Annotated in this window: 25 protein-coding genes and 2 riboswitches; of the genes, 17 read left to right on the top strand and 8 right to left on the bottom strand. The window is 71.3% G+C overall.

All coding sequences use genetic code 11. The annotated features are described in order from the left end of the window. The first annotated feature begins 230 nt into the window (after nt 1–230). The 6 genes from purU to NE236_RS27490 all read left to right on the top strand — a co-directional run bounded on the left by purU (nt 231) and on the right by NE236_RS27490 (nt 4,775). Nucleotides 231–1,076: a formyltetrahydrofolate deformylase gene (gene purU, locus NE236_RS27515; RefSeq protein WP_252845057.1), complete on the top strand. Its 846-nt coding sequence runs from the start codon at nt 231–233 to the stop codon at nt 1,074–1,076. A gap of 148 nt (nt 1,077–1,224) precedes the next feature. Then, nucleotides 1,225–1,872 carry a DUF6286 domain-containing protein gene (locus NE236_RS44695; protein ID WP_252845056.1) on the top strand — a complete coding sequence of 216 codons (648 nt, stop codon included), beginning with the start codon at nt 1,225–1,227 and terminating at the stop codon, nt 1,870–1,872. A 2-nt stretch (nt 1,873–1,874) separates the two neighbouring features. Further along, nucleotides 1,875–2,432 carry an alkaline shock response membrane anchor protein AmaP gene (locus NE236_RS27505; protein ID WP_252845055.1) on the top strand — a complete coding sequence of 186 codons (558 nt, stop codon included), beginning with the start codon at nt 1,875–1,877 and terminating at the stop codon, nt 2,430–2,432. Nucleotides 2,433–2,443: 11 nt separating this feature from the next. Next, complete coding sequence (locus NE236_RS27500; RefSeq protein WP_252845054.1) at nt 2,444–3,631, top strand: M20 metallopeptidase family protein; 1,188 nt, start codon at nt 2,444–2,446, stop codon at nt 3,629–3,631. A 116-nt stretch (nt 3,632–3,747) separates the two neighbouring features. Beyond that, entirely contained in the window at nt 3,748–4,311 is a 564-nt protein-coding gene (locus NE236_RS27495; RefSeq protein ID WP_252845053.1) for a DUF4352 domain-containing protein, read from the top strand. A gap of 122 nt (nt 4,312–4,433) precedes the next feature. Then, entirely contained in the window at nt 4,434–4,775 is a 342-nt protein-coding gene (locus NE236_RS27490; protein WP_252845052.1) for a hypothetical protein, read from the top strand. Between the two features lie 87 nt (nt 4,776–4,862). Here NE236_RS27490 and NE236_RS27485 read toward each other — a convergent pair whose 3' ends face one another. From NE236_RS27485 to gcvT, 6 genes are read right to left on the bottom strand one after another with little or no spacing between them, the layout of a single operon-like run. Then, the gene (locus NE236_RS27485) at nt 4,863–5,663 is read right to left on the bottom strand and encodes a class I SAM-dependent methyltransferase (RefSeq protein ID WP_252845051.1); all 801 of its coding nucleotides are present in this window, start codon (nt 5,661–5,663) and stop codon (nt 4,863–4,865) included. Nucleotides 5,664–5,694: 31 nt separating this feature from the next. Then, entirely contained in the window at nt 5,695–7,068 is a 1,374-nt protein-coding gene (locus NE236_RS27480) for an L-serine ammonia-lyase (protein WP_252845050.1), read from the bottom strand. Between the two features lie 6 nt (nt 7,069–7,074). Continuing rightward, the gene (gene lipA, locus NE236_RS27475; protein WP_252845049.1) at nt 7,075–8,004 is read right to left on the bottom strand and encodes a lipoyl synthase; all 930 of its coding nucleotides are present in this window, start codon (nt 8,002–8,004) and stop codon (nt 7,075–7,077) included. 11 nt (nt 8,005–8,015) lie between these two features. Next, a complete protein-coding gene (gene glyA, locus NE236_RS27470; protein ID WP_252845048.1) occupies nt 8,016–9,272 on the bottom strand; it encodes a serine hydroxymethyltransferase in 1,257 nt (418 codons plus the stop codon). Beyond that, nucleotides 9,269–9,655: a glycine cleavage system protein GcvH gene (gcvH, locus tag NE236_RS27465; RefSeq protein ID WP_252845047.1), complete on the bottom strand. Its 387-nt coding sequence runs from the start codon at nt 9,653–9,655 to the stop codon at nt 9,269–9,271. Before gcvH ends, glyA begins: the two co-directional genes overlap by 4 nt. Beyond that, nucleotides 9,652–10,758, bottom strand: a complete 1,107-nt coding sequence (gene gcvT / locus NE236_RS27460; protein ID WP_252845046.1) for a glycine cleavage system aminomethyltransferase GcvT — start codon at nt 10,756–10,758, stop codon at nt 9,652–9,654. The genes gcvH and gcvT overlap by 4 nt, the downstream gene beginning before the upstream one ends. A 73-nt stretch (nt 10,759–10,831) precedes the next feature. Beyond that, a riboswitch (glycine riboswitch) is annotated at nt 10,832–10,924 on the bottom strand. 1 nt (nt 10,925) lies between these two features. Beyond that, nucleotides 10,926–11,023, bottom strand: a riboswitch (glycine riboswitch). Between the two features lie 207 nt (nt 11,024–11,230). On the opposite strand from gcvT, the gene NE236_RS27455 reads away from it, so the two are divergent. From NE236_RS27455 to NE236_RS27445, 3 genes are all read left to right on the top strand, one after another. Next, nucleotides 11,231–12,262: a glycoside hydrolase family 6 protein gene (locus NE236_RS27455; RefSeq protein WP_252845045.1), complete on the top strand. Its 1,032-nt coding sequence runs from the start codon at nt 11,231–11,233 to the stop codon at nt 12,260–12,262. 523 nt (nt 12,263–12,785) lie between these two features. Beyond that, nucleotides 12,786–14,084 carry a M50 family metallopeptidase gene (locus NE236_RS27450; RefSeq protein ID WP_252845044.1) on the top strand — a complete coding sequence of 433 codons (1,299 nt, stop codon included), beginning with the start codon at nt 12,786–12,788 and terminating at the stop codon, nt 14,082–14,084. Between the two features lie 100 nt (nt 14,085–14,184). Then, nucleotides 14,185–15,006, top strand: a complete 822-nt coding sequence (locus NE236_RS27445) for a hypothetical protein (protein ID WP_252845043.1) — start codon at nt 14,185–14,187, stop codon at nt 15,004–15,006. Here the strand turns inward: NE236_RS27445 and NE236_RS27440 are convergent. Beyond that, a complete protein-coding gene (locus tag NE236_RS27440; protein ID WP_252845042.1) occupies nt 14,999–16,525 on the bottom strand; it encodes an ATP-dependent DNA ligase in 1,527 nt (508 codons plus the stop codon). The genes NE236_RS27445 and NE236_RS27440 overlap by 8 nt on opposite strands. Nucleotides 16,526–16,732: 207 nt before the next feature. Here NE236_RS27440 and NE236_RS27435 point away from each other — a divergent pair, with 207 nt between their 5' ends. Both NE236_RS27435 and NE236_RS27430 read left to right on the top strand, forming a co-directional pair. After that, on the top strand, nt 16,733–17,494 hold the full coding sequence (locus tag NE236_RS27435; RefSeq protein WP_252845041.1) for a hypothetical protein: 762 nt from the start codon (nt 16,733–16,735) through the stop codon (nt 17,492–17,494). 220 nt (nt 17,495–17,714) lie between these two features. After that, entirely contained in the window at nt 17,715–19,001 is a 1,287-nt protein-coding gene (locus NE236_RS27430; protein WP_252845040.1) for an FUSC family protein, read from the top strand. 518 nt (nt 19,002–19,519) lie between these two features. Here the strand turns inward: NE236_RS27430 and NE236_RS27425 are convergent. Next, nucleotides 19,520–19,930, bottom strand: coding sequence for a hypothetical protein (locus NE236_RS27425; protein WP_252845039.1), 411 nt, complete (start codon nt 19,928–19,930; stop codon nt 19,520–19,522). Here NE236_RS27425 and NE236_RS27420 point away from each other — a divergent pair, their 5' ends adjacent. From NE236_RS27420 to NE236_RS27395, 6 genes are all read left to right on the top strand, one after another. Continuing rightward, nucleotides 19,931–20,098, top strand: a complete 168-nt coding sequence (locus NE236_RS27420) for an LPXTG cell wall anchor domain-containing protein (RefSeq protein WP_252845038.1) — start codon at nt 19,931–19,933, stop codon at nt 20,096–20,098. It abuts the gene before it with no gap. Then, nucleotides 20,085–20,807, top strand: a complete 723-nt coding sequence (locus tag NE236_RS27415; RefSeq protein WP_252845037.1) for a class F sortase — start codon at nt 20,085–20,087, stop codon at nt 20,805–20,807. The genes NE236_RS27420 and NE236_RS27415 overlap by 14 nt, the downstream gene beginning before the upstream one ends. 68 nt (nt 20,808–20,875) lie before the next feature. Next, nucleotides 20,876–21,304 (top strand): CBS domain-containing protein, encoded by a 429-nt coding sequence (locus NE236_RS27410; protein WP_252845036.1) that lies wholly within the window; start codon nt 20,876–20,878, stop codon nt 21,302–21,304. Nucleotides 21,305–21,481: 177 nt separating this feature from the next. Further along, nucleotides 21,482–22,201, top strand: coding sequence for an alpha/beta hydrolase (locus NE236_RS27405; RefSeq protein ID WP_289850965.1), 720 nt, complete (start codon nt 21,482–21,484; stop codon nt 22,199–22,201). A 9-nt stretch (nt 22,202–22,210) separates the two neighbouring features. Continuing rightward, complete coding sequence (locus NE236_RS27400) at nt 22,211–23,167, top strand: NAD-dependent epimerase/dehydratase family protein (protein ID WP_252845034.1); 957 nt, start codon at nt 22,211–22,213, stop codon at nt 23,165–23,167. Continuing rightward, nucleotides 23,164–24,351, top strand: coding sequence for a glycosyltransferase family 4 protein (locus tag NE236_RS27395; RefSeq protein ID WP_252845033.1), 1,188 nt, complete (start codon nt 23,164–23,166; stop codon nt 24,349–24,351). The genes NE236_RS27400 and NE236_RS27395 overlap by 4 nt, the downstream gene beginning before the upstream one ends. The last annotated feature ends 39 nt before the right edge of the window (nt 24,352–24,390 follow it).

Genomic DNA, 24,390 nt, shown 5'->3' with positions numbered 1-24,390 from the left:
CAGGGTGAAGTATGGCCGCTCCGAACATGGCGCACGGCCGGTACGCTCATGCCGCCGCAGGTTTTGCCCATCTCTGAGGGTGGAAGGGGTGCCCTGGCGCCGTCACCGGCCTGACCACCGATGATGGTCGGGCCGCCCCGTTACCCTCGTAGGGACACCGCGGGCCGGCCCGTGACCTGAGCGACCGGGCCGTGTGGCCGCATGATCCACGACATCTCGAAGGTAAGGCCATGTCCGAATACGTGCTCACGCTGTCCTGCCCCGACCGGCCGGGCATCGTGGCCGCCGTGTCAGGGGCGCTCGCCGAGCGCGACTGCAACATCCTGGAGAGCCAGCAGTTCGGCGACCGGAGCACCGGGCGCTTCTTCCTGCGCATCCAGTTCGAGGCGCCGGAGGGGCTGCAGGACGCGCTCCACGAGGCGTTCGGCACCCTGGCCGGGGAGTTCGCGCTGGACTGGCACCTGAATGACCTGGCCGTCCGGTCCCGGGTTCTCATCCTCGTGTCCAAGTACGGACACTGCCTCAACGACCTGCTCTACCGTCAGCGCTCCGGCCTGCTCGACGTCGACATCGTCGCGGTCGCGTCGAACCACCCCGACATGCGGCCGCTGACCCAGTCGTACGGCATCGACTACCACCACCTGCCCGTCACGTCCGAGACCCGCGCCGCGCAGGAGGCCGAGCTCCTCGCGCTGGTCGAGCACTACCAGGCGGACCTCGTCGTGCTCGCCCGGTACATGCAGGTGCTGTCCGACGACTTCTGCGCGAAGCTGCCGGGCCGCGTCATCAACATCCACCATTCGTTCCTGCCCAGCTTCAAGGGCGCCCGTCCGTACCACCAGGCGCACCAGCGCGGTGTGAAGCTCATCGGCGCGACCGCGCACTACGTGACACCGCGGCTCGACGAGGGGCCGATCATCGAGCAGGAGGTCGCGCGCGTCGAGCACACCCAGGGGCCGGAGGAGCTGATGGCGGTCGGGCGGGACATGGAGTGCCTCGCGCTGGCCCGCGCCGTGCGCTGGCATGCCGAACACCGGATCCTTCTCAACGCCGAGCGAACCGTGGTGTTCCGCTGAGTTTCCCGTTCCGCGGGCCGGTCGCGGAACGATCATTACCGTCCGCTCTCTAGTCTCACTGTTCGAGTGAGCGATTCGACCCCCGGCGAACCGACCGCAGGACGCGCGGTGACGGCACCGTGCGACGGGCGACGGACGGGAGACCGCCGTGGAGGGGACCACCGATGACGCGATCGGTGCCGGGGACACGGTCGTGCACACCGTCCATGCGCGGCCGATGGATCCGTCCGACCTCCGCCGGGTGGCGGTGCGGTTCTTCCGGCCCCGGAGGACGCCCGCCGCGGTCGTCACGGCGGCGCTGCTGACGGTCACGGGCGCGGGGACGGCCGCCGGGCTGATCTCCACCATGCTCGGTCATCCCCTCCCGAGGACCCGGGCCGTCGCCCACGCGGAGCGGCTGCTGCGGACGATGGCCTGGAACGACCCGGCCGTCCTCGCCATCGCGGGCGGCGCCGGGCTCGCCGGACTACTGCTCGTGCTGGTCGCCCTGCTGCCCGGACACGGAGGCGTGGCCGCGATGGAGGCGAGCGACCCCCGGTGCCTCCTCGGAGTCGGGCGCGCGGGGCTGTGCACGGCGCTGGAGGCGGCCGCCCTGGGCGTACCCGGCATCACCGAGGCGAGGGTACGGCTGCGCGGACCGCTGCGGCGTCGGGCCGTCGTTCACGCGGCCACCGGGTACCGGAACCCGGGCACGCTGCGGGAACTGGTGGCCGACGCCGTACGGGCGCGGATCGACGCCACCGACCTGGTGCGGGCGCCGCGCGTCGTCGTACACCTCAGGTGGCGGGAGGACTAGACGTGACGAACCGGGTGTGGCTCGCGCTGACCGGCCTGGCGCTCCTGGGCGTGGGCGGCTCGGCACTGGCGGCCGGATGGGGGGCGTTCGGGCGGCGATGCGCCCACCGGCCGATCTGGACCGCCGGGATGTCGCGCTGGATGCCGGCGCACGGCTGGTTCTGGCCCGTCGTCGCCGTGACCGCCGGTGCGGTCGGTGCCATGGGAGCCGGATGGCTCATCTCCCTGGGGCGGGGCCGGCGGCTCCGCAGGCTGGCGATCGGTGACACGCGGTCCGGCGCGACACGGATGGCCGCACGCGTCGCCGTCCGCACGGTCCTCGCCGACGTCACGGCGTACGACGGCGTACGCGACGTGCGGGCGCGGCTCACCGGGCGGGCGACCGGCCCTCGGGTGCTGCTGCGCGTCACGTGTGCCGCCGACGCGGACCTCGCCGGACTCGGGGGGCGGATCCGCGGCGAGGCGCTGACCCGCCTGCGGGCGGCGCTCGCCCGCGACGACATCACCGGCGTCGTGATCTTTCGGGTCGTGCGCGACCGCCAAGAGGCCGGCGCGGCGTAACCTGAGGAGCCATGCCCTCCCCGCGCGCCACCGGCGACCTTCAAGACGATCTCGTACGCCTCCGCCGAGACCTGCACCGGGAGCCCGAGCTGGGCCTGGAGCTGCCTCGCACCCAGGAGAAGGTGCTGGCCGCGCTGGACGGGCTTCCACTGGAGATCGGCCTCGGGCGGTCGTCGTCCTCGGTGACCGCCGTGCTCCGCGGCTCGTCGCCCGGCCCCGCCGTCCTCCTGCGCGCGGACATGGACGCGCTTCCCCTGACCGAGCGCTCCGGTCTCGACTACGCCAGCCGCATCGAGGACCGGATGCACGCCTGCGGTCATGACCTGCACGCCGCCATGCTCGTCGGTGCGGCGCGGATCCTCGCGGACGCGGACTTCGCCGGCAGCGTGATCTTCATGTTCCAACCCGGTGAGGAGGGCTTCGCCGGAGCGCTCCACATGATCGCCGAAGGGGTGCTCGACGCGGCCGGAACACGGCCCGTCGCGGCGTACGGCCTGCACGTCACCTCAGCGCTCCTTCCGGGTGGCTGGTTCATGACCCGGCGCGGTCCGCTGATGGCCGCCGCGGACGAGATTCACGTCACCGTGCGCGGCGCGGGCGGCCACGGCTCCCAGCCGCACCTCGCCAAGGACCCGATCCCGGCGGCCTGTGAGATGGTGACGGCGCTGCAGACGTTCACCACCCGGACGTTCGACGCCTTCGACCCGGTGGTGATCACGGTCGGCCGCTTCCACGCCGGCACCACCGCCAACATCATCCCGGCCGAGGCGCGGTTCGACCTGACGATCCGCTCTTTCTCCCGTGAGGCGCACGCCAGGGTCATCGAGGGCGTCGACGAGGTTCTGCGCGGCATCGCGGCCGCGCACCGCCTCGGCGTCGAGGTCCATCACCACATGGGGTATCCCGTCACCGTCAACGCCGCCGCCGAGGCGGAGTTCGCCGAGGCCACGATCGGCGACCTGTACGGCCCCGACCGGTTCGTGTGGGGACCCAATCCCATCACCGCGGCGGAGGACTTCTCATACGTGCTGGAGCAGGTGCCCGGGGCGTTCGTGTTCCTCGGCGCCTGTCCGCCCGACCGTGATCCCTCGACCGCGCCGTTCAACCACGCACCGGACGCGGTCTTCGACGACGGCGTGCTGGCGGACGGGGCCGCGTTGCTCGCCGAACTCGCGCTCCGGAGACTCGCGCGGTCCTGAGCCCGGTGCCCGGCCGGTGCGCCGGGTTCCTTGCTCCGGAGGTGAGCCCCGCCGCTCGGTCGCCATCGCCGCGCACCGGCCCCTATCATGAGCCAGCGGTGCTGACAGTCCGTCCAATGGGGAGCGACGTGGTGCGGAGGCTGGCCCTTGCCGTCGGAACGGCGGCACTGCTCGCCGGGTGCGGCAACGCCGCGCAGACCGCGAAGAACTCCCAGTCGCCGACCCCCTCGGCGACGACGCGGATCCAACGGGTGAAGATCGGCCAGGCCGTCACACTGAGCGGCGCCGACGACTCGGGCGGCGCCGGCCGGCTCCGGCTCACCGTCAAGGTCAAGCAGATCGTCTCCACCGCGACCGGCCACGGCGCCTTCCAGCAGCCGCGGAAGGGCGAGCGCTTCGTAGCCGCGCGCTTCGTGCTGAAGAACGTCGGCGACGCCGCGTACGACGACAGCCCCACCTACGGCGCGAAGGTCATGGACGATGCCGGGCGGACGTACGACCCGACGGTGGCGACGGTGACCGCCGGTCCCGGCTTTCCCAAGGTCGTGAAGCTCCGCCAGGGGCAGGTCAGGTCGGGGTTCATCGTTTTCGCCGTGCCGAAGAAGGCCAAGGTCGTCAGCGTGCACTACGCCCTCAACGCCGGCTTCGCCGCAGACCTCGCCGAGTGGCGTGCGAGATAAACACGGAACGTGTAGTCTCCGTTACGCCCCGCACAGTCCAGCATCCAACGGTAACCCCCCCCACCGTAACGGCGGCCAACCCACCATCTCGCTTCCGCCGGAGTGGGACGAAAGGAGCACGCATGGCCGTCGACGAGCGAGCACGGGAGGACATCCTGGCTCTCGGCGACACGATCCTCGAGACACGCGAGGCCGTCACGCGGATCGAACGCAGGCAGAACCAGCACGGGCGCGTCCTGTCCGAGCTGCAGCACGGCGTCGCGGAGAACACCCGCCGCCTGGACAACCTCGAGACCCGGTTCGAGGGGTTTGAGACCCGGTTCGAGGGGCTTGAGACCCGGTTCGAGGGGTTCGAGAAGAGCGTCGGGGGGTTGGAGAAGAGCGTCGGGGGCCTGGAGACCCAGATGGAAGGTGTCCGGGGCGCGGTCGACGAGATCCTCTCCCTGCTCAAGCAGAAGGGTTAGCTGCTCGTACTCCTTGGCCTTGCGGCTCTGCCGGAATTCCCCGCCGGGTGGTCTGGACGCACCGGACCACCCGGCGCGGCCCGCCGGTCACGTGTCCTCGGGCGCGGAACGCGAGCCGAGGAGCGAGCGGATCGCCACCGTGACGATGGGAAGCTCGAACTCCCCGGAGGCCGTCTCCGGCGTCGCGCGCAGGTAGTCGACGATCCGGGTGATCAAGGCCGTCCGCTCGGCCTCGGGCAGGATCAGCACGTGTGAGTGGGTGGCGATGGTCGCGGCCATCGACTCGGCGGTCCGCCGTTGGGCGTGGGAGAACTCCACCTGCTCGATCGCCGGGAACTCCGGTGTCGGAGTGAACGCCGACTCGGCATTCCAGTCCTTGAAGGACACCGTGTTCCGGGAGACCTCCTTCAGCCGCCTGACCCAGGGGATCCTGTGGTCGTCGATGTTCCACAGACCGGCAAGCACGCCGCCGGGCGCGAGCACCCGCGCCATCTCGGGCAGCGCCCGGCTCAGGTCGAACCAGTGCATGGCCTGCCCGACCAGGACGGCGTCGACCGAGCCGTCGGTGAGGGGGATCCGCTCGGCGGTGCCCGTCAGGGCGGGTACGCCCGGTAGCCGGGCCTGCAACTCGGCGAGCATGCCGGAGTCGGGTTCCACCGCGACGACGTCCGCGGTGTGTCGCAGCAGCCCCTCGGTGAGCTTCCCGGTGCCGGCAGCCAGGTCGAGCACGCGCAGCGGCGTGCGGGCGGCGACGGGTCGCAGGGCCCAGCGCACCGCCGCGTCGGGATAGCCGGGCCGCTCGGCGGCGTAGGCGGCGGCCTGGCCGCCGAAGGACGACGCCCGGCGCGCGATGGTCCGGGCGTCGCTGTCGGGAGGAGGAGCGCTCATCCCGCCGACTTTAGAGGCCGGGGGATCGGTATCAGCACTCGATGACGTTGACGGCGAGGCCGCCGCGCGAGGTCTCCTTGTACTTGTCGAGCATGTCGCGGCCGGTATCGCGCATCGTCTTGATCGCCCGGTCCAGGGGGACGAAGTGACGGCCGTCGCCGCGCAGCGCGATGCGGGCGGCGCTGATCGCCTTGATCGAGGCCACGGCGTTCCGCTCGATGCAGGGCACCTGTACCAGGCCGCCGACCGGGTCGCAGGTGAGGCCGAGGTTGTGCTCGATTCCGATCTCGGCGGCGTTCTCCACCTGCTCGGGCGTGCCCCCGAGGACCTCGGTGAGGCCGGCCGCCGCCATCGCGCAGGCGGAGCCGACCTCTCCCTGGCATCCGACCTCCGCCCCGGAGATCGATGCGTTCTCCTTGATGATCACGCCTATCGCGCCCGCGGTCAGCAGGAACCGTACGATCCCGTCGTCGGAGGCGCCCGGCACGAACCGGTCGTAGTAGTGCAGGACGGCGGGCACGATGCCGGCGGCTCCGTTGGTCGGGGCCGTGACGATCCGGCCGCCCGCGGCGTTCTCCTCGTTCACGGCGAGGGCGAACAACGTGACCCAGTCCATCGCGTGCAGCGGGTCGGTGGCGGGCTCCGTGACGAGCTTCCGGTGCAGGTGGGGCGCGCGGCGGCGTACTTTCAGCCCGCCGGGCAGCAGGCCCTCGCGGGAGCAGCCGCGGGTGACGCTCTCCCGCATGACCTGCCACAGCTCGAGCAGGCGCTCGCGGATCTCCCGCGCGTCGCGGCCGAAGGCCTGTTCGTTCTCCAGCATCAGCGCGGAGATCGACAGGCCGGTCTCCCGCGTGTGGGCGAGGAGCTCGGTACCGGTCGCGAAGGGGTGACGCACGACGGTGTCGTCCGGCTTGATGCGGTCGGCGCCGGTGGCGTCCTCGTCGACGACGAAACCGCCGCCGACCGAGTAGTAGACCTTCTCCCGCAGCTCGGTCCCGTCGGCGTCGCGGGCGGTGAACCGCATGCCGTTCGGGTGGTGCGGTAGCGACTCCTTGCGTTCGAAGACGAGGTGCTCGCCCACGACGAACGGCACCTCCTGCTCGCCGAACAGGCGGATGACGCCGCGCTCCCGCACCTTGGCGACCCGCTCGTCGGCCGTCTCGACGTCGACGAGTTCCGGTTTGTCGCCCTCCAACCCCAGGATGACCGCCTTGTCGCTGCCATGCCCCTTGCCGGTGAGTCCCAGCGAGCCGTACAGGATCACGTGGACGGACGCGGTCTTCTCCAGCAGACCGTCGTGCCTGAGGCCACGGGCGAACCGGTGGGCGGCCGTCATCGGCCCGCCCGTGTGCGAGCTGGACGGGCCGATGCCGACCTTGAAAAGATCGAAGACGCTGATCGCCATGGTGTCCTAGTCCGCCTGGCGGGCGGTGATGGCCTGCTGGTAGAGGCGTCCGGCGCGGTAGCTGGAGCGCACCAGGGGTCCGGACATGGTCCCGGAGAAGCCGATCTGTTCGGCCTCGTCCTTGAGTTCGACGAACTCCTCAGGCTTGACCCAGCGTTCGACGGGGTGGTGGCGGGGGGAGGGGCGTAGGTACTGGGTGATGGTGAGGAGTTCGCATCCGGCTTCGTGGAGGTCGCGCATCGCGTCGGTGATTTCTTGGCGGGTTTCGCCCATGCCCAGGATGAGGTTGGACTTGGTGACCAGGCCTGCTTGGCGGGCGGCGGTCAGTACGTTCAGGGAGCGGTCGTAGCGGAAGCCGGGGCGGATGCGTTTGAAGATGCGGGGGACGGTTTCGAGGTTGTGGGCCAGGACTTCGGGGCGGGCGGAGAAGACCTCGGCGAGGAGGTGGGCGGTGGCGTTGAAGTCGGGGATGAGGAGTTCGACGCCGCAGCCGGGGATGGTGGTGTGGATCTGGCGGACGGTTTCGGCGTAGAGCCAGGCGCCGCCGTCGGGTAGGTCGTCGCGGGCGACGCCGGTGATGGTGGCGTATTTGAGGCCCATGCGCGTGACGGAGTCGGCGACGCGGCGGGGTTCGTCGGGGTCGTAGGCGGCGGGTTTGCCGGTGTCGATCTGGCAGAAGTCGCAGCGGCGGGTGCATTGGTCGCCGCCGATGAGGAAGGTGGCTTCGCGGTCTTCCCAGCATTCGTAGATGTTGGGGCAGCCGGCTTCTTGGCAGACGGTGTGCAGGCCTTCGGCGCGGACCAGGTCGGTCAGTTCGCGGTATTGGGGGCCCATCGACAGCCGGGTCTTGATCCAGGGCGGTTTGCGTTCGATCGGTGTCGCGGCGTTCCTGGCCTCGACACGCAACAACTTCCGGCCCTCAGGAGCGATCGTCATCGTCTCATCCGTCACAAGCTGGGGTAGAGCGGGTGCTTGTCCGCCAGCGCGCGGACCCGGGCGGACAGGGTCGCCGAGTCGTACGAGGGCTGGAGCGCCAGCGCGATGATGTCGGCGACCTCGGCGAAGTCGGCCGCCTGGAACCCTCGGGTGGCGAGGGCGGGTGTGCCGACCCGGAGACCGGACGTCACCATCGGCGGCCGGGGGTCGTTCGGCACGGCGTTGCGGTTGACCGTGATGCCGATGTCGTGCAGCCGGTCCTCTGCGTCCCGACCGGTGATCTCGGAGTCGACCAGGTCGACCAGGACGAGGTGCACGTCGGTGCCGCCGGTCAGCACCCTGACCCCCGCCTTGGCGGCGTCCTCGCGCAGGAGACGGGCCGCGAGGATCTGCGCGCCCTCGATCGTGCGGGCCTGCCGCTCGGCGAACTCCTCGGTGGCGGCGATCTTCAGGGCGACGGCCTTGGCGGCGATGACGTGCTCGAGCGGCCCGCCCTGAGTGCCCGGGAACACCGCCGAGTTGATCTTCTTGGCGTACTCCTCGCGGCAGAGGATGAGACCGCCGCGCGGACCGCACAGCGTCTTGTGCGTCGTCGTCGTCACGACGTCGGCGTACGGCACCGGCGAGGGGTGCAGTCCCGCGGCGACCAGGCCGGCGAAGTGGGCCATGTCCACCATGAGCAGCGCGCCGGTCTCGTCGGCGACGCGCCGGAACGCGGCGAAGTCGAGCTGCCGCGGGTAGGCGGACCAGCCGGCGATGATCATCTTGGGCCGGTGCTCGTGGGCGAGCCGGGCGACCTCGTCCATGTCCACGAGGCCGTCCGGGCCCACGTGGTAGGCCGCGACGTCGAACATCTTGCCGGAGTAGTTGATCCGCATGCCGTGGGTGAGGTGCCCGCCGTGCGCGAGATCCAGGCCGAGGATCGTGTCACCGGGCTCCAGCAGCGCGAAGTAGACCGCGATGTTGGCCTGCGCGCCCGAGTGCGGCTGCACGTTGGCATGGTCCGCGCCGAACAGGGCCTTGGCCCGGTCGATCGCCAGCTGCTCGGTGACGTCGACGTACTCGCAACCGCCGTAGTAGCGCCGGCCGGGGTACCCCTCGGCGTACTTGTTGGTCATCACCGAGCCCTGCGCCTCGAGGACGCCGACCGGCGCGAAGTTCTCCGAGGCGATCATCTCGAGCGTGGACTGCTGACGTCGCAGCTCGTCCGCGATCGCGGCCGCCACGTCCGGATCGATCTCGGACAGGGGCAGGTCGGACAGGTTCATGACGCCTCCTCGATGAGCTTCGAGTAGGCCTGCGCGTCGAGCAGGTCGCCCGGGTCGTCACCGGTCCGCACCCGGAACAGCCATCCCTCGCCGTACGGGTCGGAGTTGATCACGGCGGGGTCCTCTTCCACGGCGGCGTTCACCGCGACGATCTCACCGGTGACGGGCGCATAGACGTCGCTCACCGACTTGGTCGACTCCGCCTCGCCGCACGGCTCTCCGGCCTCGACGGACGCACCCTCCTGAGGAAGCGACACGTACACGATGTCACCCAGCGCATCGGCCGCGTAGGCGGTGATGCCGACGGTCACCACGCCGTCGGACGGCTGGGTGATCCACTCGTGCTCCTGGGTGTAGGAAAGCGTCTCGGGAACGGTGCTCACGAAGTCCTCCTGTAGAACGGCAGCGCGACCTTGTCGACCGGCTCGTGTTTACCGCGGATGTCCACCGCGAGGTCGGTGTCCTCGGTGTGGCCCGCGTCGATGTACGCCATGGCGATGGGTTTGCCCAGCGTCGGGGACGGCGCACCACTGGTCACGACCCCACAGGGCGTGCCGTCCGACGTCACGATGTCGTACCCGTGGCGTGGAACCCGGCGCCCCCGCGCGACGAGCCCCACGAGGGTGCGCCCCGGCGGCGTGTCGGCGCGTGCGGCCAGCGCGGCGCGCCCGACGAAGTCACCGGGTTTGTCCAGCTTGACGGCACGGCCGAGGCCTGCGTCGTACGGTGTGGTCTCGGCGGTCAGCTCGTTGCCGTACAGCGGCATGCCCGCCTCCAGCCGGAGCGTGTCCCGCGAGGACAGCCCGGCGGGCCGCAGGTCGTCGCCGCCGGCCTCCGTGACGGCGTTCCAGACGGTCACGGCGTCACCCGCGGAGACGAACAGCTCGAAGCCGTCCTCACCGGTGTAGCCCGTGCGGGCGATCAACGCGTCGAGCCCGGCGATCTTCCCCGGCAGGATCGCGTAGTACTTCAGGTCGGCGAGCGCGGCGTCGGTGAGCTTCTCGAGGATCCCCTGGGCTTTGGGGCCCTGCACGGCGATGAGCGCGTACGCGTCGGACCGGTCGTCGACGGTGGCCTTGTCGAAGCCGCCCGCCCGGTCGGTGAGCTCGGCGCGCACGGTCGCGGCGTTGGCGGCGTTCGCGACCACCATGAACGTCTCCGGGGCGAGCCGATAGACGATCAGGTCGTCGAGGACGCCCCCGGCCGGATCGACGATCATCGTGTAGCGCGCCCGGCCGACCGCGAGCACGGACAGGTGCCCGATGAGCGCGTGGTCGAGGGCCGCCCCGGCCTGGGGGCCGGTGACGAAGATCTCTCCCATGTGGGACAGGTCGAACAGGCCGGCGCTGGTGCGGACGGCCTGGTGCTCGGCGGTCTCGCTGCCGTAGCGGAGCGGCATGAGGTATCCGGCGAACTCGGTGATCGTGGCACCGAGCTCGGCGTGGACATCGTGGAGTGGTGTTCTCTTGGCGTCCGGCGCGGACATCGGGGCAGGCTCCTATTCACGCGGGCGGCCGGGATCCCATCCTCCCATTGGCACGCGAAATCCGGTGGCGGTGCCCTCCCCCTCTGTCATCGGTGCCTGAGAGCTTCACCCCCGTAGAGGGGGCTTGCACCTTCGGCGGGAGCGTCGCTCCGCTTTCCAGAGGTCGCCTGGTCCGCACGGTCCATGTGGCCTGAGAGGTTCCGGGGAGGAGTTGCTCCTTCGGCGTACCTCGCTGGCGGCGAGGTCGCTCTCCCGCGCGGGATCAACGGCATGGTCAGGCTAGCAGTACCGCCCGGAGACGGGGTCGGCCGCCGGGTCGCGAGGGAACGTGAGGCCAGGACTTCCGGCTCAATTCCCGTGGAACGACCGGCAGCGGCCGAAGATCGCCAACTATCGTGTCGCTCGGCCCGGCCGGGGGACGGGGCCGTATGCGGGGGCTCGGCTTTCAGATCGCACGAGCGTGAGGAACTCCATGGCCCATTCGAGGACATCCCGGTCGAGGACATCCCGGCAGATCACCGGCCTGGCGGCGCTCGGCGTCGCGGCCGTCATCGCCCTGACCACGGCGTGCTCGCCCGGCCGGACGGCGGGGACCGTCGCCGCGCGCGGTCCCGCGTCCGCCGCCGCGGCCGGCGATCCGATCGACATGACCAGCGGCTTCTATGTCGACCCGGACTCCAACCCCGCCACCTGGGTGAAGAACAATCCGGGCGACCGCGCGAACCGGATCAAGTCGGCGATCGCCGACAGGCCGATGGCGCGCTGGTTCGGCGACTGGAGCGGCGACATCGGCACTGCGGTCTCGGCCTATGTGGGTGCCGCCGACACCGCCGACAAGCTGCCGGTCCTGGTGGCGTACAACGTCCCGGGGCGTGACTGCTCGGGCCACTCCGCGGGCGGTGCGGGGAGCCCCGAGGCGTACCGGACCTGGATCGCGAACTTCGCCGCCGCGATCGGGACGCGGCCCGCCGTCGTGGTCATCGAACCCGACGCCGTCGCCCAGATCGACTGCCTGCCGAACGACTCCGAACGGCAGATCCGTCTCGACCTGCTGAAGTACGCCACCGAGCAGTTCAAGGGCAAGGCGCCGAACACCTGGGCCTACCTCGACGGCGGCAACGCCAAGTGGATCGCCCCGGCCACGATGGCCAAGCGGCTGGAGGCCGCCGGCGTGCACAACGTCCGGGGGTTCGCGGTCAACGTCTCGAACTACTACACCACCGACGAGTCCGTCTCCTACGGGGCGGCGGTGAACGCCTCGCTGTCGAGCACGGTGCCGTTCGTGGTCGACACCAGCCGTAACGGCAAGGGATCGAAGGACGGGGAGTGGTGCAACCCGGCCGGTCGCAAGCTCGGCGTCCCGGCCCAGTCCGGAGGAGGGGCCGAGATGCTGCTGTGGGTCAAGGTCCCCGGTGACTCCGACGGCGCCTGCGGCACCGCGCCGAACACGCCGGCCGGCCAGTTCAGCCCCGACCTCGCCGTCCACTTGACCGACGGTTCCTGACGACGCGGTTCGGCGGACCGGCGGAGAGCAGCATCCTGGATGTCGGCTACAACGAGTACCACGGCCGGCTGAAGGCATCCCTGCCCGAGACGGCGAGGCTGGTGGCCAAGGACCGGCCCGCCGGCGCGAGCTACTTCCTCGGGTGGGAGACGCTGACCCACGCCGACGCCCCCTGACAGGGGCCGTTCGCCGGGGACCGGCCGCTGAGGACACCCTGACGGGCCTCGGTGCCGGTCTTCGGGGACGTGCGGAACGCTGGGAAGACGTGGCCCTCCCCGTCTGATTCATCCGTTTGTGTCCCGTTTCGGGGTACCGACGCCGGCCTTTACCGAGCGTTTGGGCGCACGGGGGAGGGCACACCGGGGCTCTGACGGCCGTCGGGAACTGATTTTCGGCATACGCTTGACCGGTCGAGATCTCGGAGGCCTTCGGTGAGCGTGCGCGGCACGGCGAGCGGAGCGGGTCGGTCACAGGGCGCCCGGTGGGCGCCTGCGGCACGACGGGTGAGGAGCGTGTGCGGGCAATGAGCGTCCTTTTCGTGGTGGGCATCGTCGTCTTCTTCCTCGGGCTGCTCGCCTCGATCGCCCTGCACGAGCTTGGCCACATGTCCTTCGCCAAGCTCTTCGGCGTCCGCGTGCCGCAGTTCATGGTCGGCTTCGGGCCGACCCTGTGGTCACGGCGCAAGGGCGAGACGGAGTACGGCGTCAAGTGGATCCCTCTGGGCGGCTACATCCGGATGATCGGCATGTTGCCGCCGCGCCGGGGTGACACTCCCGGCACGGTCCGCCAGTCGTCCACCGGCCCCTTCCAGGGGCTCATCGAGTCGGCGCGCGGCGCCGCCCTCGAAGAGGTCGGACCCGACGACGACGACCGCGTCTTCTACCGCAAGAAGTGGTGGCAGAAGGTCATCATCATGTTCGCCGGGCCGTTCATGAACCTCCTGCTGGCGTTCGTGTTCATCAGTGTCGTGGTCATGGGGATCGGCGTGTCGACCCTGCAGCCGGTGATCGCCTCGGTGTCCAAGTGCACGATCCCGGCCGCGCAGGCGGGCCGCGACTGCCGGGCCGGCGACCCGGTGACCCCGGCCGTCCAGGCGGGGCTGCGGCCCGGCGACCGCATCGTCTCCTACGAGGGCCGGCGGATCCACTCGTACCAGCAGCTGCAGGGACTGATCCGGGCGTCCGGCGGGCACACGGTGCCGGTCGTCGTCCACCGGGGCGGCCAGGACGTCTCCCTCACCGTTCCGGTGACCACCAACCAGATGCAGTCGCTCACCGACCCGAACAAGACCGAGACCGTCGGCTTCCTGGGGATCAGCCCGACGAGCGCCCGTGAGCGCCAGGGGCCGGGCCTGGTCGTCAGCACGATGACCGACCTGACGAAGCGCACCGCCGGTTCGCTGATCAACATGCCGAAGAAGATGGTCGGGGTCTGGAACGCCGCCTTCGGGAACCAGAAACGCGACCCGAACGGGCCGATCGGAGTGGTCGGGGCGAGCCGGATCGGCGGGGAGATCGCCGCATCGAAGGAGCCGGGCCTGGACAAGCTCGCGTTCTTCCTCATGATGCTCGGGACGGTCAACTTCGCGGTCGGCATGTTCAACCTCGTGCCGCTGCTGCCCCTGGACGGCGGGCACATCGCGGGCGCGCTGTGGGAGGCGGTGAAGAAGGGCATCGCCCGGGTGACCCGCAGGCCGGACCCCGGACACGTCGACGTCGCCAAGGCGCTCCCGCTGACGTACGCCATGGCCGCAGTGATCATCACGATGGGCGTGTTGCTGATCTACGCCGACCTGGTGAATCCGGTACGCCTGAACGGCTGACGGCGTCCGGCGGCTCTCGGGCCCCGCGTCACGGTCGACGTCAAGCGTTATCACGGACCGGAATAGGTCATGATGAGGACGTACGACGTCGGGGGCAAAAGTGGAGGGGTTCTTCACCGAGCGGATCGTCCAGACCGGGCGGCTGCCACTGTTCTGCTTCTTCGTGGCGTTCATCGTCACGTTCGTCGTCGTGCGCATCAACGTGCGGCTGATCCGCGCCAAGGTCCGCTGGTGGTTCAAGAACGTCGAGGTCGGTGACCTGCACATCCACCACGTGGTGTTCGGCGTCGTGCTGATGCTGATCGGCGGCGTCGCCGCGTTGTCCATCCCGGACACCTACACGACCTGGTACGCCGGTGCGGCCTCGGTGTTCGGGGTGGGGGCCGCGCTCGTCCTGGACGAGTTCGCGCTGATTTTGCACCTGCGCGACGTCTACTGGATGGAGGAGGGGCGCGCCTCCGTCGACGCGGTGTTCATCGCGATCGCGGTGACGGGCCTGATCCTCGTCGGCGTCCGCCCGATCGGGTTCAGCGACGTCCGCGACCTGCGACCGGACGCGACCGTACCCATCGGCGTCTTCGCCGTCGTCCTCGCCAACATCCTCATCAACCTGGCGCTGGCCATCATCACGTTGTTCAAGGGCAAGATCTGGACGGGGCTGCTCGGCCTGTTCCTGCCGGTGGTGCTCATCGTGAGCGCGTTCCGGCTGGCCCGTCCGGGCTCGCCGTGGGCGCGCTGGAGGTACCGGTCGGGCACGCGGAAGTTCCGGCGGGCGCTGCGCCGTGAACAGCGCATCCGCCGCCCGATGATCCGCGCCAAGATCTGGGTGCAGGAGTTCATCGCGGGCCGCCACGACCTGATCGCCCACGAGCGCGGTGTGGGACCTCGCCGCCGCCTCGACCGCAGCGGCAGACCTAAGTGAAGGCGGCGACGGCGCGCACGCCGTCGACCGTGTCTGCCTCGGCGGCGGACTTGTCGGGGCGGTAGCGGAGCACCCGGGCGAACCGCAGCGCCATCCCGCCGGGGTACCGCGGGCTGCGCTGCACTCCGTCGAAGGCGATCTCGACGACGAGCTCGGGGCGCACGTAGACCGTGAACTCGTCGCGGTGCGTCTCCAGGTCGAGCAGGTGTTTCGTCTGCCAGGCGAGCATCTCGTCGGTCAGGCCCTTGAACGTCTTGCCCAGCATCACGAAGTCGCCGGTCTCGGGGTCGCGGGCGCCGAGGTGCAGGTTGGACAGCTTCCCCCGGCGGCGGCCATGGCCCCATTCGACGGCCAGGACGACCAGGTCGAGCGTGTGACGGGGCTTCACCTTGATCCACCCGGCGCCGCGCCGGCCCGCGGTGTAGGGCGTGTCGAGCGACTTGACCAGTACGCCTTCGTGACCGTGGGCGAGGGCGTCGCGGAAGAACGCGCCGGCCTCGTCGACGGAGGACGTGACCACCCGTGGCATGCGCAGCGCGTCGGGGACGACGCGGGCGAGCGCGTCGTCGCGCCGCGCGCCCGGCAGGTCGATCAGGTCCTCGCCGTCGAGGTGGAGGACGTCGAACAGGAACACCGACAGCGGCACGGCCTGCTCAGTGCCCGGCCGCACGCCGTGGCTGGCGGCGCGGGCGGAGGTGATCTGGAACGGGTGGGGGCGGCCGTCGTCGCGCAGCGCGATCAGCTCGCCGTCGAAGACGGCCGTCCGTACGGGCAGGGCGCCGAGCGCGGTGACGGTCTCGGGCAGCCGGGCGGTGATGTCGTCGAGGGTGCGGGTGAAGAGGCGGACCTCGCCCTCGGAGACGTGGGCCTGGACCCGGATGCCGTCGAGCTTCCACTCGACGGCCGCGGGGCTCACCTTCTCCAGCGCCGCTTCGACGGACGGCGCGCTCGCGGCGAGCATCGGCCTGACCGGGCGCCCGACCTCCAGCCCGAAGGCGCGCAGGCCCGTGCGGCCCGCCGACAGCGCGACGGCGGCGACCGCGCCGAGCGAGCCGCGGAACATCACGGCGCGGCGCACCTCGGTCGCCGGCACGTCGGCCGCGGCGGCGATGGTGTCGGCCATCACGCCGTCGAGAGCGCCCTGGCGCAGCTCGCCGGACAGCAGGCGGAGGAGGAAGCTCTGCTCGGCGGCCGTCGCCCGGGAGAACAATTCACCCACCAGGTGTCGCCGGGCGGTGACGGAACCCTTACCCGAGACGGCGCCGATCGCGGTGAACGCGGCGTCGACCTCGGCGACGGTGAGGGTCGCCGCCGCGGCCGCGGGCGGCAGGTCGCGAAGCGCGGCCCAGCCGACGCCGATCTGGCGTTGTGGCAGCTCACCGGAGAGATATGCCACCGCCATCGCCGTCTCCGCCGGCCCGGTGTCACGGAGGCAGGCGGCGAGCAGCTCGATCTTGGCCCGCCGCCCGGACGTCGCGGCCACGGCCCGTGAGGTCTCGGTGATCTCGCTCAACAGCACATTCCATTCTGACGCCGGGGACCGACAATCGGGAGAGCCCGTCCCCCGGAGGCACCGGTGGCCGGGCACCGGCGGCCGGAGGAGGCGAACGCGACCATGACCCGTGTGCCAGGTGCGCAGGAATCTGGTTTCGGGAGGGAATCGCCGGTTACCTTCGCATCGAGCCGTCAGCCCGGGCCGTCCGGGCAACACGAGTGGGGAGAAGGATTGGGACTGCCGCGGCTACCGGAGCCCTTCCATCGGGTGTACTCACCCCCGGAGGCGCCGAGGGCCGACACCCGCCGGCCGCGTAGGACCGGTGTCCTCGTCGCCGCGTTCGTCGCGGTGGCGGTGGGCCTGGCGGCCGCCGCGGTCTTCGCGTTCGGCCGCTGGGGAGCCCGGCCGGGAGCCTCGCCGTCACGGCCCCGGCCCGCTCCGACCGGATCCAGGGCGGCGGACGCGCCGCCGACGGCCGCGCGGCCACCCGTGTTCGCGAGCCTGCCGCAGGCGTGCGTGATCCTGCCCGCCGAGACGGTACGGCGGCTGGTGCCGACGACCACCCCGAAGATCGACAAGATGGGTGCGGAGACGGCGGGCGTCTGCAAGTACTCCGTGACGGAGGGGAACCGCTTCCGCGCCGTGCAGGTCGACGCGCGAGCCTTCCTGCCCAAGTACATGCACGACCAGGCGACCGGCATGACGATCTGGTCGTTCGAGGCGCAGTGGCGGCAGGCGGAGAAGGACCTGACGGCCGATACGGGCGCGCTGCGCCGCGTCGGCGGTCTCGGCGACGCGGCCTTCGAGCGGTACTGGATCGACCGGGACGTGAGGGTCGCGGTGGGGGAGGCCACCGTGCGCTACCGCAACGTCGTCCTGCGGGTGCAGTACACCGAGGAGCAGCCGGCGGACAGGGACCGGACCGCGAGCGAGCAGCGCTGCCTGGCCAACGCGATCGCCGCCGCCCGCGCGGGTCTGACCGCCCTGCGATGAATCGGACGGGACTGGGGGAATAACCACCCGTCCGGAGACGATGACTATAGGAGGTCCGGTCCCCGCCAGTCATCCTTCGGCGGCCCGATGACCCTGGTGACCACTGGTCGGCGCCGTGATCCCTCGATGGTCCGGTATCCCCGGTGGCCCGCCGGCGGCCCGGTACCCCCCTGGTCGCCCGTCTTCCGTTCGACCTCTACCCCTTGAGTCGATACTTCACATGAGCATTTCCACTGTCGTCCCCGCACGGGTCATGGAACCCTTCAACCTCGTCCGCCGTCAGGCGCAGCCGCAGGCGGCGCTGGTCGCCCGGCTCACGGCGACCGCCGTCGCCGCCTACCTCGTCGCCTGCGTGTTCCCCATGACCAGCTCCCGGCCCACCCTGGCCCCGCTGACGGCCCTCCTCGTCCTGCAGGTCACCCTGTACCGGACGGTGCACAAGGCCGTCCAGCGCATCGGCAGCGTCGTCGGAGGAGTACTGATCGCCGTCCTGCTCGCCAAGGTCGTCGGCTTCACCTGGTGGAGTCTCGGCCTGGCGATCGCGTCGGCGCTCCTGCTCGGAATCGCGCTGCGCCTGGGTGATCAGATCCTGGAGGTGGCGATCAGCGCGATGCTGATCCTCTCCCTGCCGAGCAACTTCAACGCCGCCGACCGGGTCGTCGAGACCCTCATCGGCGCGGGGACCGGGCTCGTCGCAGGTCTGATCCTGTCTCCACTGCACGTTCAGCCGGCGGAACAGGCGGTCGAGGACCTGAGCCGGCGGATGGCCGCGCTCCTCGACCGGATGGCGATGGGACTCCGGAGTGACCCCTCCCGCGACCAGGCGCTCGACTGGCTCCGCCGGGCGCGGGAGCTCGGCCGCGAGCTCGGCCGGGTGCGGCGGGCGCTCGAGGAGGCCGAGGAGAGCATCAGGCTGAATCCCCGCGCGGGCGGTCTCGTGCACGCCGGTGTCGTGCTGCGCAGCGGGCTGGAGTCGCTGGAGCACTTCCAGGTGTTCCTGCGGGGGCTGGCCGGCGCGATCGTGGACGGCATCGGGACGGACGATCCGGTGTACGGGCGGCGCGCTCATGAGCAGGTCGCGGCGGTGCTCTGCGACCTCGCGGACGCGATGCGGGCCTACGGCCACATGGTGCGCCGCGAGGTGGCCGGCGATCCGGACCATGCGGAGGACGAGCTCCGGAGCGCCCTGGGATCGGCCGAGGGGCACCGTGACGGCGTCACGGAGATCCTCCTGAAGCTTCCCACCCGCGACTCCGGCGAGTGGGCGCTCCGCGGTGCCCTGATCGTCCACCTCGACCGGCTGATCGACCAGCTCCGTGTCGAGCACCGGGACCGGCAGCGCGAGCATTGGCCGCGTCGCCGCCCGTCACGACAGGGGCGCCGGCCCGGTGGACGGCCGTCCGACTCCGGCCGGGCCCGGAGGTCCCATCCGGGGCAGTGCCCCCGGGACGACCGAAGGGCGGGGAAGTCCGCGCCCGTTGCCGCGGCATCTTCCGCCGAGAGTTAATCGCGCGATTATCCCTCCGTCTCAATCCTGCGGCCGGTCGTCCGACCCGCGTATGGTTCTTTCCGGTCGTTGAGCGCTTATTTCGGGTCCGCCGAGAATCGGAACAGGCCGGAAATGGTGGTGGAGCGGCGTGGATTATCCCGATGTGCCCGACGCCGGGCCGTACGCCGCGGTGTGCGTCCAGGACCGCGCTGGCCACGCGGTGGCGCCGGGGGATCCGGCCGTGTCGGTTGTGCGCAGAAAGTCGCTTAATGGGGTCAAGGTCGGCTAATTCCCTGCTCGCTGGAAATGGCCGCACGGCCGATGTGACTAAGCGTCCGTGTCCTACCGTAATCATTTGATCAAGAGCATAGAGACTTAGATCGCGGTGTCGGCGATAGGGGAATGAGGGGGGCGGTGGCGATGCCGGCAGCCAGGGAGCAGTCCGGGCTGCCGCTGACATCAAGGGGGTACTCATGAGGGTCGAAACCCTGACCCTGACAACCGCTTCAGCGGCCGCACTGACGATCGGGCTGGCTTCACCCGCTCTGGGGGCGACGTCCCAGACCGGTGCTCACGCGGGGCTGCATCACCGGACGCAGCACGTCGCCGTCCACACGGCGGCCCACCAGGCACTGATCCCTGAGGGCGCGCACGGCGTGGCCCTGGTCCGCAGGGACGGTGACGGTGACGGCGATCGTGATGGCGATCACGACGGTGACGGCGATCGTGACGGCGATCTCCGCCAGCACCACTGCGACGGTGGCCACTGCGGCGGCTTCCGCCACCGCCGCCACCACGGCTTCGGTCCCTTCGCCTTCGGGGACTCGGGCTGTGAGGGTGAGCACTGTGGAGACGGTGACCGCGTCAGCGCTGACGAGCACGAATCCGGCTGCTGCTCCGGGCACGAGGAGGCCGAGAAGAAGGGGGCGGCGGCCCCGGAGCGGCATATGCGCATGCGCCGCCAGGTCGGGGTGGTCCCCTCGGGGGCCGTGCGGGCCGGGTTCGGTGGCAGCCAGGGATCGAGCGTGCCGCTGGGCGTCGCCGGACTCTCGCTGATCCTGGGCGGCACCGGGCTTCTTGCTCGCCGGCGGATCCGGGCCGGTGCCCGCTCCTAGCCCATCAGCACGATCACGTGGCGGCCGTCTCCGGGGCGGGGCGGCCGCCGGGTTGATCGCGGCGGGTACGGCGGTCCTGTGGTTCGACGCGTGCGAGAACCTGGGACCGCCGCGGCCGGATCCGCACGCCGCCCGGTCAGGCGCCGCGATCAGCCCGTCGGCGGAGGGGACGCAGCCGGTTCTCCATGCCTCGGTGCCGCTCCGCGTGGACGTCCCGCGGGTCGGGATCCACTCGCGCCTGCTCCGGGTCGGACTCGAACGCGACGGGTCGGTCGCGGTGCCGCCGCTGTCGCGCGCTCAACTGGCCGGCTGGTTCGACAAGGGCCCCTCACCGGGGGAGCGCGGACCCGCCGTGCTCGTCGGCCACGTCGACAGCAGAAAGGGCCCGGCCGCGTTCTTCCGGCTCGCCCGCCTGCGTCCAGGCGACACCGTGGAGGTGACCCGCGCGGACGAGACGGTGGCGGCGTTCACCGTGGACTCGGTGGAGCGGGTCTCCAAGAAGCACTTCCCGACGCAACGCGTCTACGGCGACCTGCGGTTCGCCGGACTCCGTCTCATCACGTGCGGTGGCGACTTCAACGGGCACAGCTACGTCGACAACACGATCGTCTACGCCCATCTGGCCGCGGGCCGCCGGAGCGGCCGTCCCGCGCCGGCCGGCTCACCGGCGGCTCCCGAACCCGCCGGTTCGATGTCCCGAAGGCCGTGACGTTTCCCCGAAGAGGGAGGATGCTTAGCGTAGTGATGCCCGGTCACGACCAGTCGGGAGGTCGATAGATGCGAATTACGGAGATCCTCCGCGCCAAGGGCGGCGATGTCGCAACGATCGCGCCGGACGCGAGCGTACGGCGGCTGCTCGCGCTGCTGGCGGAGCACAACATCGGTGCCGTCGTCGTCTCCACGGACCATTCCACCATCGAGGGCATCGTCTCGGAGCGTGACATCGTCCGGCGGCTCAATGAGCAGGGCGCCGAGCTGCTGGACGCGCCGGTGTCGGCCATCATGACGACGGCCGTGCGCACGTGTGAGCCCGGTGACGCCGTGGACGGGCTGCGGGCCACGATGACGGAGCACCGCATCCGTCACCTCCCGGTCGTCCGTGACGGGCGCCTCGTGGGGATCGTCAGCATCGGTGACGTGGTCAAGAGCGCGATCGCCGAGCTCGAGACCGAACGCGAACAGCTCGTCGACTACATCAAACGCTGAGCCCGTTTTCGGATCACGCGCCGAGCCCGCTCCATGGGCCGCCGGCGCGGCGACCGGCTCGCTCGCTGCCGCGCGTCGACCGGTCCTTCCGCCCGTCGGCCGAGGGCGGCCATCAGGTGCCTGCCCGGAGCGGGCACGATGAAGGGCGTGAGCGTTCAGCCCCTGACTCTGCATGCGATGGACGGCGTCCGGATCGACGCCGGTCACCTGCCCGGCCCGGAAGGCCTGTGCCTCGTCCTCGCGCACGGATTCACCGGTGCGTGGCGGCAGCCGACCACGCGGCGGATCGCCGCCGTGCTGAACAGGTTCGGCGGCGTCATCGCGATCGACTTTCGCGGCCACGGGCGGTCCGGCGGCCGGTCCACGGTCGGTGACCGCGAGATCCTCGACGTCGACGCCGCCGTGCGGCACGCCCGCCATCTCGGGTACGAGCATGTCGGGCTCGTCGGCTTCTCGATGGGCGGCGCCGTCGTCGTCCGGCACGCGGCCCTGCACCGCGGGGTCGACGCCGTCGCCGCGGTGAGCGCGCCGGCCCGGTGGTACTACCGCGACACCAAGCCGATGCGCCGCGTGCACTGGGCGATCGAGCGCCGGCCGGGCCGCCTCGCCGCCCGCGTCGTCAAGCGGACGCGGATCGCCGGTGGCACCTGGAAGAAGGTGCCCGAAGCGCCGCACGAGGTCGTGGGACGCATCGCGCCGACGCCACTCCTCGTCGTCCACGGCGACCGGGACCCGTTCCTGCCGGTCGACCACGCCGAGCAGCTGTACGCCGCGGCCCGTGATCCCCGCGAGCTGTGGATCGAGCGCGGCTACGGGCACGCCGAGAGCGCCGCGACCCCGGCGCTGATCCGCCGCATCGCCGAATGGACCGCCTCTCAGGCGACCACGGTGCACTAAGGTGCGCACGTGCGGGTGGTGGTGACGGGGGCGGCCGGGTTCATCGGCGGCCATGTCGCGGAGGCGATGTCCGGGGCGGGCCACGAGGTGGTCGCCGTCGACGCGCTCGACCGGTCCGCCGCGCCCGACGCGGCGCGGGACAACTGGGCGGCGCTCGCCGACCGGCCGGGCATCACCCTCGTCGAGAGCGACCTGGCGACGGACGACCTGACCAAGCTCGCCGAGGCCGACGCGGTCGTCCACCTGGCCGGCCGGCCGGGAGTGCGCAGCTCCTGGGGCCCCGGTGCCGTGGCGGCCGAGCGCGACAACGTCACCGCGACGCGGCGGCTGCTCGCCGCCTGCCAGGCCGCGCCGCCCGGCCGCCGGCCGCGTGTGGTCGTGGCGTCGAGTTCCTCGGTGTACGGCTCCGCCGGCGCCCGCCCGCACCGCGAGGACGACCCACCGCGTCCCGCCAGCCCGTACGCGAGGAGCAAGGTCGCCGTCGAACACCTCACCGCGCGGGCCGTGGAGGAGGGGCTGGCGGCGGTCACCCTTCGCTACTTCTCGGTGTACGGCCCGCGCCAGCGGCCCGACATGGCCTTCCACCGGTTCATCGAGGCGGCGCGGAACGACCGGCCGCTGCCGGTGTTCGGGGACGGCGGCCAGTCGCGCGCCTTCACGCACGTCGCCGACGTGACGGCCGCGACGATGGCCGCGGCCACCGCCGACCTGCCGCCGGGAACCGTGCTCAACGTCGGCCATCCCGAGCCCGCGACCGTCCGGGACGCGATCACCCTGCTGGCCGGGCTGCTGGGCGTACGGCCGCGAGTGCGGGAGCACCCCCCGGCGGCCGGTGACGCGACACGTACGTGGGCGGACACGGCGAAGGCCGAGCGCCTGCTCGGCTGGTCCGCCCGGATCGGGCTGGCCGAGGGCCTGGCCGACCAGGTCCGCCGGCACCGCGACCGTACGGAGCACGCGGCATGAGCGGTGACCCCTCGGCGATCCGCGCCGCCTACTTCGCCTTCGACCGCTTCCCCTCCAGTAAGGGATCGGCCGTGCACATCGGGCACATGGCGGCCGAGTTGTTCGCCCGTTTCGACGGCGGCCTGCTCGGCGTGCTCGGCGGCGGAAGTCTGCCGCGCTACCAGCGGGAGGTCGGGGGCATCGAGATCGCCCGCTTCGGCGAGCCGATCCCGAACCTCCTCGACCGCGCGGAGGCGTTCTCGCGCTGGGTCGCCGCGCACCTGGAGCCGCACCGCGAGACCCTGCGGATCTGCCACGTCCGCGATCCGTGGAGCGCGCTGCCCGTGGTGACCCTTCCCGGCCGGGGCTACCGCGTGGTGTACGAGGTCAACGGCCTGCCCTCCATCGAGCTGGCGCACACCCGTCCGTCGGTGACCCCCGCCACCCTGGCGAAGATCGCGGATCTGGAGCTGCTCTGTCTGGCGGGTGCCGACGCGGTGGTGGTGCCGTCACGGGTCATCGCGGGGGCGCTGTCCCGACGGGGGGTGCCGGAGGCGAAGATCCACCTGGTGGCGAACGGCGCCGACGTGCCCGATGCCGCGCCGCGTCCGGACGGCGCGCCGGACCGCTACCTCGTCTACGTCGGGGCGCTGCAGCCGTGGCAGGGCGTCGACGTGCTGCTGCGGGCGTTCGCCCGGCTGGCGGACCTGACCGATCTGTCGCTGGTCATCTGCTCGTCGGTGCCGGAACGCCGCGCCCGCCCGCTGCGTCGGCTCGCCCAGCGGCTCGGCGTCGAGGACCGCCTGGTCTGGCGGTTCACGCTGCCGCACCCGGAGGTGGCGGGCTGGCTGGCGGGTGCCGCGATCTCCGTGGCGCCGCTGACCGCCTGCGCGCGCAACCTCGACCAGGGATGCGCCCCGTTGAAGATCCTGGAGTCGATGGCCGCCGGAGTCCCCGTGGTCGCCTCGGACCTGCCGGTGGTGCGTGAGCTGATGACCGACGGCGAGCACGGCCGGCTGGTCGCCCCGGACCGCCCCGCCGAGCTGGCCCGCGTGCTCCGCGTCCTGCTGGAGTACCCCGACGCCGCCCGTGCCATGGGCGACCGCGGCCGGCAGCGGATCCTGACCGACTTCACCTGGCCCGCGTCCAGGTCCCGCCTGAGCGACGTGTACGACGTCATCACCGGTCGACGAGCCAACCGGTAGAGTCAACGGAGTCAATTGCCGTCACAGGATAATCCTGCG

It is taken from the genome of Actinoallomurus purpureus (genome assembly GCF_024055795.1).
GTDB classification, from domain to species: domain Bacteria; phylum Actinomycetota; class Actinomycetes; order Streptosporangiales; family Streptosporangiaceae; genus Actinoallomurus; species Actinoallomurus purpureus.
The sequence above is the reverse complement of the archived record's forward strand: the minus strand, read 5'-3'. Positions and strand labels throughout refer to the sequence as shown.